At 39.5% G+C, this 12903-nt stretch carries 9 protein-coding genes and 1 pseudogene; all 10 read right to left on the bottom strand.

Annotated elements, in window-relative coordinates; translation table 11 throughout:
- Positions 1-1363 precede the first annotated feature (1363 nt).
- Positions 1364-1744 carry a GIY-YIG nuclease family protein gene (locus NG743_RS03600; RefSeq protein ID WP_257121531.1) on the bottom strand — a complete coding sequence of 127 codons (381 nt, stop codon included), beginning with the start codon at positions 1742-1744 and terminating at the stop codon, positions 1364-1366.
- A 35-nt stretch (positions 1745-1779) separates the two neighbouring features.
- A complete protein-coding gene (locus tag NG743_RS03595; protein ID WP_160170665.1) occupies positions 1780-1938 on the bottom strand; it encodes a hypothetical protein in 159 nt (52 codons plus the stop codon).
- Positions 1939-3902: 1964 nt separating this feature from the next.
- Positions 3903-4562, bottom strand: a complete 660-nt coding sequence (locus NG743_RS03590; protein ID WP_193962056.1) for a rhomboid family intramembrane serine protease — start codon at positions 4560-4562, stop codon at positions 3903-3905.
- 193 nt (positions 4563-4755) lie between these two features.
- Positions 4756-6102: a hormogonium tapered terminus morphoprotein TftA gene (gene tftA, locus NG743_RS03585; RefSeq protein ID WP_027404823.1), complete on the bottom strand. Its 1347-nt coding sequence runs from the start codon at positions 6100-6102 to the stop codon at positions 4756-4758.
- A gap of 40 nt (positions 6103-6142) precedes the next feature.
- On the bottom strand, positions 6143-7081 hold the full coding sequence (locus NG743_RS03580) for a serine hydrolase (RefSeq protein WP_193962057.1): 939 nt from the start codon (positions 7079-7081) through the stop codon (positions 6143-6145).
- A 597-nt stretch (positions 7082-7678) separates the two neighbouring features.
- Positions 7679-8980 (bottom strand): DNA cytosine methyltransferase, encoded by a 1302-nt coding sequence (locus NG743_RS03575; RefSeq protein WP_257121530.1) that lies wholly within the window; start codon positions 8978-8980, stop codon positions 7679-7681.
- Positions 8980-9773 (bottom strand): annotated as a pseudogene (locus tag NG743_RS03570) (DUF4351 domain-containing protein). The gene NG743_RS03575 and the pseudogene NG743_RS03570 overlap by 1 nt, the downstream one beginning before the upstream one ends.
- Before the next feature lie 130 nt (positions 9774-9903).
- Positions 9904-11070, bottom strand: a complete 1167-nt coding sequence (gene lpxB, locus NG743_RS03565; RefSeq protein ID WP_027404826.1) for a lipid-A-disaccharide synthase — start codon at positions 11068-11070, stop codon at positions 9904-9906.
- 212 nt (positions 11071-11282) lie between these two features.
- Positions 11283-12101 (bottom strand): acyl-ACP--UDP-N-acetylglucosamine O-acyltransferase, encoded by an 819-nt coding sequence (gene lpxA / locus NG743_RS03560; protein WP_027404827.1) that lies wholly within the window; start codon positions 12099-12101, stop codon positions 11283-11285.
- Positions 12102-12233: 132 nt separating this feature from the next.
- The gene (fabZ, locus tag NG743_RS03555; RefSeq protein WP_027404828.1) at positions 12234-12743 is read right to left on the bottom strand and encodes a 3-hydroxyacyl-ACP dehydratase FabZ; all 510 of its coding nucleotides are present in this window, start codon (positions 12741-12743) and stop codon (positions 12234-12236) included.
- Between the last annotated feature and the right edge of the window lie 160 nt (positions 12744-12903).

Here is a 12903-nt window from a genome sequence, read left to right as displayed (position 1 = left end):
TCGGTGAAGATGAGATTGCTTCACTCCACTTCGTTACATTCACAATGACAGAGGAAAGTTTTTGAATTTGTCATTGCGACCGAAGAGAAGCAATCGCAAAATCTCTCGGTGAAGATGAGATTGCTTCACTCCACTTCGTTACATTCGCAATGACATAGGAAAGTTTTTGAATTTGTCATTGCGATCGCAGGGAAGCAGATGAGATTGCTTCACTCCACTTTGTTACATTCGCAATGACATAGGAGAGTTTTTGAATTTGTCATTGCGATCGCAGGGAAGCAGATGAGATTGCTTCACTCCACTTTGTTACATTCGCAATGACATAGGAAAGTTTTTGAATTTGTCATTGCGACCGAAGGGAAGCAATCGCAAAATCTCTCGGTGAAGACGAGATTGCTTCACTCCACTTCGTTACATTCGCAATGACATAGGAAAGTTTTTGAATTTGTCATTGCGATCGCAGGGAAGCAGATGAGATTGCTTCACTCCACTTCGTTACATTCGCAATGACAGAGGAAAGTTTTTGAATTTGTCATTGCGATCGCAGGGAAGCAGATGAGATTGCTTCACTCCACTTTGTTACATTCGCAATGACATAGGAAAGTTTTTGAATTTGTCATTGCGACCGAAGGGAAGCAATCGCAAAATCTCTCGGTGAAGACGAGATTGCTTCACTCCACTTCGTTACATTCGCAATGACATAGGAAAGTTTTTGAATTTGTCATTGCGATCGCAGGGAAGCAGATGAGATTGCTTCACTCCACTTCGTTACATTCGCAATGACAGAGGAAAGTTTTTGAATTTGTCATTGCGATCGCAGGGAAGCAGATGAGATTGCTTCACTCCACTTTGTTACATTCGCAATGACATAGGAAAGTTTTTGAATTTGTCATTGCGACCGAAGGGAAGCAATCGCAAAATCTCTCGGTGAAGACGAGATTGCTTCACTCCACTTCGTTACATTCGCAATGACATAGGAAAGTTTTTGAATTTGTCATTGCGATCGCAGGGAAGCAGATGAGATTGCTTCACTCCACTTCGTTACATTCGCAATGACAGAGGAAAGTTTTTGAATTTGTCATTGCGATCGCAGGGAAGCAGATGAGATTGCTTCACTCCACTTTGTTACATTCGCAATGACATAGGAAAGTTTTTGAATTTGTCATTGCGACCGAAGGGAAGCAATCGCAAAATCTCTCGGTGAAGACGAGATTGCTTCACTCCACTTCGTTACATTCGCAATGACATAGGAAAGTTTTTGAATTTGTCATTGCGACCGAAGGGAAGCAATCGCAAAATCTCTCGGTGAAGACGAGATTGCTTCACTCCACTTCGTTACATTCGCAATGACATACAATTATTGTTACAATAAACCTTCATACAAGTCCCCCCATTCTTGGTTAATGCTATTAATCAAATCAATCTTCTTTTGTCTAGAACCAGCTTTAATTTGTTTTTCTCTAGCAATAGCACTGGTAGCATCTATAAAAATTTCGTAATAAACTAATTTAGTAACATTATATTTTTTCGTAAATCCTTCTATTAATTTTTCTTTGTGTTCATAAACTCTTCTTATTAGGTCATTCGTTACACCTGTGTAAAGCACTTTATTATGGTTATTTGTCATGATATAAATGTAAAACTGCTTATTCATTGGTATAAATAAATTTAAGGTTTCATCCCAGTAGGGTTCAATGGTTAGGGTGAGATTGACTAAGAGTTTTCTAAAAAATAAATAATCCAAAATCAGTGATTGCTTCGCTACACACAGAAATTGGTTTATTCATTAGTGGTGATTTGACTCCATAGTTGGGGTTGATAAATTATAGACTCTTGATTAAAAGGGTGAATTAAGTTGATAATATAACCATTCACCTGAGTTTCTAGTCTTTGTAACATTAATCGTCCGGCTTGAACGGCTACATCTAAAATAAACATCAAATCATACCTTTGTCATTAAAAACCAAATCAAAAAACCGCATAAACAGTCATTCATATAAATAGTCGGGTAAAATTAATTATATTATATGTCATTCCAAATGGAGCAAAGCGGAATGAAGCGATTGCCAGATTTATAAGTTACCAAGAGATTGCTTCCTTTCACTCGCAATGACAACTCATGGAGCTATCGCCAAAGTCCTTGTCATTGCGAATGGAGCAAAGCGGAATGAAGCAATCGCCAGGTTTATAAGTCATCAAGAGATTGCTTCCTTTCACTCGCAATGACAACTCATGGAGCGATCGCCAAAGTCCTTGTCATTGCGAATGGAGCAAAGCGGAATGAAGCAATCGCCAGGTTTATAAGTTATTAAGAGATTGCTTCCTTTCACTCGCAATGACAACTCATGGAGCGATCGCCAAAGTCCTTGTCATTGCGAATGGAGCAAAGCGGAATGAAGCAATCGCCAGGTTTATAAGTTATTAAGAGATTGCTTCCTTTCACTCGCAATGACAAATCATGGAGCGATCGCCAAAGTCCTTGTCATTGCGAATGGAGCAAAGCGGAATGAAGCAATCGCCAGGTTTATAAGTCATCAAGAGATTGCTTCCTTTCACTCGCAATGACAACTTATGGAGCGATCGCCAGAGTTCCTGTCATTGCGAATGAAGCAAAGCGGAATGAAGCAATCGCCAGGTTTATAAGTTATTAAGAGATTGCTTCCTTTCACTCGCAATGACAAATCATGGAGCGATCGCCAAAGTCCTTGTCATTGCGAATGGAGCAAAGCGGAATGAAGCAATTGCCAGGTTTGTAAGTTATCAAGAGATTGCTTCCTTTCACTCGCAATGACAAATCATGGAGCGATCGCCAAAGTCCTTGTCATTGCGAATGAAGCAAAGCGGAATGAAGCAATCGCCAGGTTTATAAGTTATTAAGAGATTGCTTCCTTTCACTCGCAATGACAACTCATGGAGCGATCGCCAAAGTCCTTGTCATTGCGAATGGAGCAAAGGGGAATGAAGCAATCGCCAGATTTATAAGTTATTAAGAGATTGCTTCCTTTCACTCGCAATGACAACTCATGGAGCGATCGCCAAAGTCCTTGTCATTGCGAATGGAGCAAAGCGGAATGAAGCAATCGCCAGGTTTATAAGTTATTAAGAGATTGCTTCCTTTCACTCGCAATGACAACTCATGGAGCGATCGCCAAAGTCCTTGTCATTGCGAATGGAGCAAAGCGGAATGAAGCAATTGCCAGGTTTGTAAGTTATCAAGAGATTGCTTCCTTTCACTCGCAATGACAAATCATGGAGCGATCGCCAAAGTCCTTGTCATTGCGAATGAAGCAAAGCGGAATGAAGCAATCGCCAGGTTTATAAGTTATTAAGAGATTGCTTCCTTTCACTCGCAATGACAACTCATGGAGCGATCGCCAAAGTCCTTGTCATTGCGAATGGAGCAAAGGGGAATGAAGCAATCGCCAGGTTTATAAGTTATTAAGAGATTGCTTCCTTTCACTCGCAATGACAAATCATGGAGCGATCGCCAAAGTCCTTGTCATTGCGAATGGAGCAAAGCGGAATGAAGCAATCGCCAGGTTTGTAAGTTACCAAGAGATTGCTTCCTTTCACTCGCAATGACAACTCATGGAGCGATCGCCAGAGTTCCTGTCATTGCGAATGAAGCAAAGCGGAATGAAGCAATCGCCAGGTTTATAAGTTATTAAGAGATTGCTTCCTTTCACTCGCAATGACAAATCATGGAGCGATCGCCAAAGTCCTTGTCATTGCGAATGGAGCAAAGCGGAATGAAGCAATCGCCAGGTTTATAAGTCATCAAGAGATTGCTTCCTTTCACTCGCAATGACAACTCATGGAGCGATCGCTAAAGTCCTTGTCATTGCGAATGAAGCAAAGCGGAATGTGGGTTTATTACCAATTAATTACCAATTACCAATTCTCTATTCTCTATTTCCCAGGGCAAAAATACTCCCCACAATAAAACCCCCAAGGTGCGCCCAATAAGCGACTCCTCCCGTTTCTACACTCATTTTAGCTGCTGTCTGGAGACTGGCAAAACCAGCGATAAGATTTTGTATAAAGAAAATACCAATAATTACTAATGCGGGGATATTAATTGTGGTGATGAAAAAACCCAAAAAAACTAAAGTGGTGATTCTTGCTTGAGGAAACCAGATTAAGTATGCACCTAGAACTCCAGAAATTGCCCCACTTGCACCCAAGGAAGGGATAGTGGAGTACATACCAATAAACCATTGACATAAAGCAGCTATAGCGCCACAGGTTAAATAAAATAATAAATATTTAAAATGCCCTAAACGGTCTTCAATATTGTTACCAAATACCCACAGATAGATCATATTGGATATTAAGTGCCACCAACCTCCATGCAAAAATTGTGAGGTAAATAAGGTTGTCCACTCTCCACTCCAGTTGATGGTTAATTCTTGCGGTATGACTGCATACAATTGAAAAAACTGTTCTAGTTGCAGATTTGACAAACTGATTTCGTGGAGAAAAACTAGAACATTCATGCCAATTAAACCATAGGTAAAATATGGCGTAATTCGGGTCGGGTTTTCATCGTAGAGGGGAAACACAAATATTGTTCCTAATCATCATTAATATCACTATAACAGGATTAAGAGAAAAGTTTCCGGCGACGGTCAGTCGCTACTACACAAACAAAGTCCACCTGCGTAGACTTAAGGAAAAATTAAGATTTGAAACCCATGAAGATGGGTTTTGTTTGGTTAGCTGCGACTGACCGTCGCTTTTTAAACTTTTCTATAATTACAAAAGATTTGCTGACTCATAGAGTCTTCTGATAATAGCTGTAATTTTGATTCCGTAGTCTAAATCCGCAGACCAGCGCCCTGATAATTGATTAACTGAGGGAGCAACACCTCTGGTAACAAAACGAAATCGCGGATCTACTTCTGGCTGGACTAAGGGTTCTAAACTGGCATAGGCTTTTAAATGTTGAATATGCGCTCTGACACCAATTCTGGCGCTGGGAAATGATGCTCCTTCAGCACCACCACCAACTGCACCTAAACCGGCAAAGTTATTTTGTTGGGGTTTGATGTCAGTCCCAAACCGTAAAAATCCAGTTTCTAGACACATTTGACAAAAAGCAATGTCATGATTTATGCCTTCAATAGTTGCTTCTTCTCGATATAGTTTGGGAAGGTCAGGAAATTGGGTAATGGCACTTTCATTATTGATTTTTAGAAATGATTGTAATTGTATTTCTGATGTGTTGCCAGTGGAGATAAGTTGTTCAATTTGTCCGGGACAAACTGTTGAAATTGAGCGTAATTTGACTGTGCGTGAGGCACTATCCCAATCAATAGAAATATGAGATTCTCGAAGTTCTATGGCTTTGATATAAACTATTTGCCGATAGGTAATCCGGCGTAAATTAGTTAATTTTGAAATATCAATCCGTAACCGATCTACTAAATCAATGGGGATGTAAGCATTACCATTAATTAATAGTCCTTGTTCTGAGTAATTCTGTCCATTGATATTGATGTTAATGCTGGGATAATTTTCGGTTTTTGGTTGCTGAGGATCATTTGCTTGACTCCAAGTAGTTAGTCCTTCGGCAATTCCGATCGCAAAATCACGACGACGACTTTGTAATAAAGCCCGATCTTCGGGACTGCTGAGGAAACCGACTTGTAGTAGTATGGCAGCGATCGCTGTTTGACGACAAAATTGCAAGTTACCCAAGCCACTATCTGTATCTGGTTTGACTCCGCGATTGGGTAATTGGGGGACACGGCGCAAAAGTGCCGTTAATAACATTTCTGCATTTTGTTTGCGCTGATCGTTTTTGGCAATATAAAATGCACTTGCTCCGCGCACAGATGGGCTATTAGCTGCATTGGCTTGAATTTCTAATGCCACATCTTTGGAATTAGCACGAGCATTAATCCAAGCGATGGTTTGAGCCGCACTTAAATCGTCAGGAACAGCTAAAACTTCTAAATTCCGGGTTCGCAGTTCTATCACCACCAAATCCCGCAAAAGAATCATTTCCTTTGCTTCCGTTGTGCCACCAGCGATCGCACCGGGGTCATTTTTGCCCGCTTCTGTGCCACCATGTGCCGCAGAAATAAAAATCCGTCCCATTTTTCCCTATTTCCGTTGTTAAGTCCCAGTAATTGCAATTCTATAAATTAGCGATCGCTTCTGCAATTCTTCTAGACACAAAAGGTAAGATTTCCCGACTCTTAGCTTGCTCTTTCCCTTCCGTAAACACCACCAACAGATAAGGACGCTGATCTGGTAATTCAATATAAGCCGCATCATGACGGACTGTACTTGTCCAACCTGCTTTTGACCAGATTTGACTATTTTGAGGTAATCCACCCCCTAAGAAGCCTGTAATTTGGTTCTCTTCGCCATCTTGGCTTAACTCTTCTGGCTTAATACTACGTTTGAGTAAATTCATCATAGATTGCGATCGCTCACTAGAAACCGTCACCCCACCCACGATACTATGTAATAATCTCGCAGTCGCATCCGTCGTCAGCATATTCCGATTTTCAAACATCTCCCCGTAAAAAGCTCTTTCCCGTCCATAGGGACCATCACCCCAAGTTTTTTGACAGACATTAATCGTCTTCATTTCCTCCCACCCCAAAGACTGGTAATAACGATTAATAATATTGCGTTGATATTTCCAAGTTTCAAAAGGTCCAAGACTTAACTGGGGACCAGAACTAGTCCCACTGATGATATCAACAATTAAACTAGTCGCATCGTTGCTAGAATCAACTATCATATCCTTCAAAGCCCGGTCTAATTCTGCCGAAGCCTGACTCATTCCTTTCTCTAGCCATTCTTGCACCACTACCAAATAAAATAACTTCACCACACTTGCAGGATAAATTCGTTCTCCCCCCCGATAGCTAAAACCCCGCACCGGATGTTCCCAAAAAGCGTTAGGAGTCAGCGCACCACCTGTATTCACCGGTGCGGGAGGATCATATACCACCCAAGTCAAAGCAATTTGATGAGCTGCTAAAGTTGGAAACTCTGCCCAAGTTGCCTCTAAAATTTGATTACCGATATTTTCTAGTTGTTGGTCTTGATTAAAAAAAATCATTTGTAAATAATTTCCTTATGGTATTGGGAGTTTAGGTTCTGGAATCAATCCTATCATTATCTGTATAATTACTGAGGTAATAATTATGATTAGCCTAATTTCAGGTAATTTATCATGGCATTTGATTTAACAAGATTTTATAAGCAATACCCTGAAACCCTATTGATATCGTAACGATTTTATTAGGTTTGGGACTTATATTTGGAAAATTGGCATAGGTATTGATAAGAGGATGTTTTAAAAGTGGTATCCCGTAATTTTCATCATCTTGTTACCCCTCTTTCCCCTTGTAAAGGGGGTAACAATAAAAATCCAGTTCTCTCCCCTTATAAAGGCTACGGTGTACACGCAAGTTATCGAATCACCATTATTCCTCAAATTACCCCACCCTACGCTATCAGGAGGTAGGGGCGCAGGGACTGCGCCCAGTCGGGAGTATGGCTATAAATAAGTGATATTGATACAATTTGCTGTATTATACTGAAAACGGATGATTGCTGGAATTTTACTTCGGCAAAAATCTTTTTATATCAATACTTTTAGCGATTTTAATAGTAAGGCTGCGACCCGTTTTTAGTATAGCTAAATTCTAAAAATTCATTTTTTTCTGGTTCTCGGTTCTATAACATCAGGGTTCACTCCAAAGTATTTCGCTGCTGCTGACATATCAAGCGTTAATAAACTAATATCCCCTAAATCTTTAATACTTTGAGGTATGGTTTTTGTCACTTTTGCACTATCAGAAGATTTGATATCTAAAAATTTAATAATTTCCTCTGCGACTGCTTGTGCTAAAAGCGGGGGAACAGAATTACCAATTTGTCTAAAACCATGCCATTTTGTCGGATGAAATCGAAACCAGTCAGGATAGGAATGTAACCGCGCAGCTTCCCTGACAGTAATACATCTGGGGATAAAAGGATGTATGGGACGAGGTGAAGTAAATGCACCTTTATTACTAGGTGTTCCGGCTCTTAAGGTATTACATAAACCATCAGGATCAAGTTTATGAAAACGACTAATTGATTCGATTTTACCATGTGGTGTGGATGCAAATCTATCCATAGATTCGGTCGAATGCTTACTTCTTAAACTTGATGTTAGTAAAGTAGGATCATATTGACGTTTATAGGAATAGTTGTTTTTTGCAGTTGGAAGATTACGCAGGTTTTTAGCATAGTTACTAGGTTTAGTAAACTCTGTAAATATCCAATCTTGTTGATATAGTTCTGGATATTTTTCTATGACTGGTAAATCTTGTAATGCTTCCCAAACTGTAGGAGTTATGACTAATTTAGTTTCGGAAGATTGATTAGATTTTGCTGGGAATGTGATTTTTTCTGGATATTTAGGTAATTCTAAATCTTCACGCGCACCTAGTAAAAATAACCTTTCTCGATTTTGGGGTACTCCATAATTAGCTGCATTTAAAACTTGGTAATTTGCATTAACTTGATAACCACTTTCGGAAAATTGACTAATGATTTCAGCAATAAATTCTTTGTGTTTCCCAACTGTCATTCCTTTGACATTTTCCAGCACAAAAAACTTGGGTTGTAATTCTACAACTAATCTAATAAAATGGAAAACTAAAGAGTTTCTTGGATCATCAAAAGAACGTTTTCCCATTAATGAGAAACCTTGACAGGGTGGACCACCAAATACTACATCAATTTCTTGATTAGCAATTTGAGAACTATTCCGAATTTCCTTCCCTGTTGTTTCTTCCACACTTTTGCATAACACAGTCCAAAAGGGAAAGTTAAATTGATGAATTGCACAATGAATTGGATCTATTTCCACAGATGCTAGGACATCAAAACCAGCTTGTTCAAAGCCTAAAGTCATGCCACCTGCGCCTGCAAATAAATCAACTGCAATTGGTCGTTTTTTGGTCATTATTTAGTTATGATTAAGTTTACAGATTGCAGCCAATTTTCTAAATCTTCAATTGAAGTAAAATCTAACAAAGCTTCTCCAAGTTCTTCAAGTTTCTCAATAGATAATGCTTGGACTCTTTGAATTAATGATGATTCAATTTCACCAATTCGACGATTTAGTTGACGGATAATTAGACGTTGTTCTCCTTCTTTTTTAGCTAGTTCCCTATCTTCTGTTTGTGAACTTTGATTGATTCTTAAATTCTGCTGGAGGTTATAAAGTAGCTCTAATGTAATTTTTACATAAGGCTGATTTGATGGTAACGCAACTAATTCATCAATTGCTTGTTTTTGTACTGTTCCTCGTCCTAGAAGTCTTAACCATAGGGTTTCTTGAGTCTGTGGTAATTGATGAATGACAATAATTGCTGTGCGTAAAGATTGTGGTAAATAGTATATTCCTGGTAGGGAATCTGGTTTGGCTGCACCATCAAATCCTGATAGCAGGTTTTTTGATGCTGTGGGTGTGAGAATCCGTAATTTGGGAATCTGGGTTTCTATGATCTTGGTTTGATTGCGTTTTGCTTCCCGTTGGAATGCACCTCTCACTTCTAGTAATTTTAACAGACAATCACATATTTCTTCCTTTGATGCTGGGTTGCGGTATGGTTCAAATATAGCGGGTGTTGTGGCTAATTTTCCCAGTAATCCTCATGATTCTAAATTGGCGTTTTGTTCTTAAATTTTTCTGTTCAACTACTTAGTTCTTCTAGGTAATCTTTTGCGAATTGGTCATAGATAAAACGAGTCATTTTAATTAAGAGACTTCCAATCAAAAAAATATCCCAAAATTTCTTGTGGTGCGGGCATCTTGCCCGCTAATCATTAAGGACGGGCAGGATGCCCATCCCACAAAATTGGATCATTTTTTTGTGGAGTTCTCTAAATGTACATTTCTAGTATTTCTTTAGCTGTCCGATCGCACACTCCCAATTCTCCCAAACAATGGCGCATTTCTTGATAAGCTGTGAAAGTTTGTTGTCTTTTTTCAGGATTTAACAACAATTCCATTGCTGCTTTGGTAATATTCTCGGCTGTGGCTTGTTCTTGCAAGAATTCTGGGACAATTTCCCGCATGACAACTAAATTGACTGGAGAAGCAAAAGGAATTGAACCTTTAAGAATATGACGCGCAATCCAAGCTGTAAGAGGATGAAGCCGATAAACTACAACTTGGGGGACATTTAATAATGCTAGTTCTAAATTGACTGTTCCTGACTTATTAATAGCAAAATCAGCCGCCGCTAAAATATCTTGAACGCCTTGTTGTTGACTTGATACTATTGTAGCTTTTAACCCATATTCTTGAATTGCGGCTGTAATTGGTTCTCTAAATGTTTCCAAGGATAGAGGAATCCAAAAATGGACATTTGGTAGTTTAGATTGAATATTTTGGGCGGCTTGAAAAATTATTGGTAGAAGATATTTTAATTCTTGATGACGGGAAGCTGGTAAAAGAGCGATCGCTATTTCTTCTACTTTAACTCCTAATTTCTCCCTCGCAGTTGTCCGACTAGGCGCATTTGCCATTCTATCAATTAAAGGATGTCCTACCCAAGAAACATTTGCCCCATTTTGTTGATAATATCGGGCTTCTTCCGGGAAAATTGCTAATAGTTTATCTGTAAAACCAACAATGCGGTTAGTATTCTGAAAACTCATAGACCATACCCACTCTTGAGGAGCGATATAATAAGCCACAGGCACATCAGGCAAATTTTCCTTCATGAATGTACCAATGCCCAAATTTGGACCCATATAGTCAATAAGGACGACTAAATCCGGGGGATTTTTCTTCAAGTGAGCGATCGCTTGTCGTTGTACTCTTAAAGTAGGAATAACATAAGGTAAAGACTCAATCAAACCCATTGAACCAATACCGCTGGTATTACCCAAAATTTTCGCCCCAGCTTCCGCCATTTTATCCCCACCCAAGGCAATAATTTCTAATGTCAACCCCGCAGCAACAGCTTGGCGTTGAAGTGCCTTAATTAATAGCGAACCCTGTAGATCTCCAGAAACTTCGCCAGTGCTAATAAATATTCGCATTTTAAAACTTTAGATTTTAGATTTTTACGTCCTTTCCCACCCCCTTCCCAGTGGAAGATTACCTATTTTTTTCTTCTTCTTTTCTTCTTCTTTTCTTCCTTCGTTGCCTTCGCTTCTTCGTGGTTAATTTCATCTATATTCTGCCGACAAAAACAGAGTAACTAGTAAACTTTGAGGACGGGAAAACCCCGCCCCTACATCTGACTGACTATTCATTCTTCATCACTGACGGATTTTTTACCTTTTCCGGGAATTAAACCTCGTCTTCCCGACATTTGGGAAAGTAACAAGAAACGGCGAAGATGTTTTAATTCTTCTGTATCTCCTAAATTTTCCAACTCCTGCAAAGCATCTTTAAATAAAAACTCAGAACGATAGAGAAGACGGAAAGCCTTTTTAATTAATTGAAAGTCACTCGCAGGCATTCCCGAACGTTTTAATCCTACCAAATTGAGCGATCGCACTTTTGCCGGATTTCCCTCCACCAACATATAAGGAGGCACATCTCTATCAATGCGTGTCATTCCTCCCACCATTGACATCCCCCCAATATGGACAAACTGATGTACACCTAAAACGCCGCTGAGTCTAGCCCGCGATTCAATATGTACATGACCTGCTAACGCCACAGAATTAGCAATAATGACAGAATCTTCAAGCACGCAATTATGACCTACATGAACATAAGCCATCAATAAATTGCCATTGCCGATTACTGTTGCTTCACCCCTGCCAGTAGCGCGATTAATCGTCACATACTCACGAATAGAATTATTATTGCCAATTTTTACCCAAGTAGGTTCTCCCACATACTTGAGATCCTGCGGCTGCATACCGATAGCTGCACCGGGGAAAATCTGATTTCCCGTACCAATTTCACAAGGTCCCTCCAGAACAGCATGAGCGCCAATTACAGTGTCTGCGCCAACTCTGACATTCTCTCCAATCACAGCATAAGCACCGACTTGCACTGTTGGGTGGAGTTCCGCACTAGTATGTATGACAGCAGTCGGATGAATAAGTGTTTTCAACATATCTTTAACTATGATTTTTTTGATTTTTTTGATTAAGATGATTATGGAAATCGCATGATCTTCAACTATGATTCTTTTGATTTAGATCATCATGGCAATCACATTAATCAAATAAATCATAGTTAGGATTTAACTAATCAAAGAAAACATTAGTTCCCCTTCAGCGGCTAGTTTTCCGTCAACTTCCGCTCGTCCTTGCATTTTCCCAAAACGACGCTGTTTTACCCACAACAGTTCCACCGTCATCACCAGTTGATCCCCAGGAACAATTTGCCGACGAAAACGGACTTTATCAATACCAGCAAATACAAACAGTCCTCCTTTGGATTCCGGCATTTGCGTCATCACAATGCCCCCAACTTGTGCCATTGCTTCAATAATTAACACACCGGGCATAAGCGATCGCCCCGGAAAATGCCCTTGAAATTGGGGTTCATTAAAAGTAACATTTTTAATACCCACAGCCTTTTTACCAGGTACATAATCAATAATCCGATCTACCAGTAAAAATGGATAGCGATGGGGCAAAAGTTCCTGAATTTCCTCAATAGTCAAGGTAGTTTTAATTGTCTGTGTATTGACATTATCCTCACTTGATGTATTCACTTCCTGGGAATTAGGTTCGGTAATAGTGGACATTAGTTGTAAGTTATTTGAATGATTAGACACTAGAAATAGGTATAGCAGGGAACAGGGAACAGAGAACAGGGAACAGGAAATAGAAATAAAAGTATAAATATTATCTTACTTTTTGATTACTGTTCCTCCTTTCCTCTCGGAAACTGCTATCAATTCAGGT

It is taken from the genome of Dolichospermum heterosporum TAC447 (assembly GCF_024584745.1).
GTDB lineage: Bacteria > Cyanobacteriota > Cyanobacteriia > Cyanobacteriales > Nostocaceae > Dolichospermum > Dolichospermum heterosporum.
Note: the sequence above shows the minus strand (reverse complement) of the source record. Positions and strands in the feature narration are given on the sequence as shown.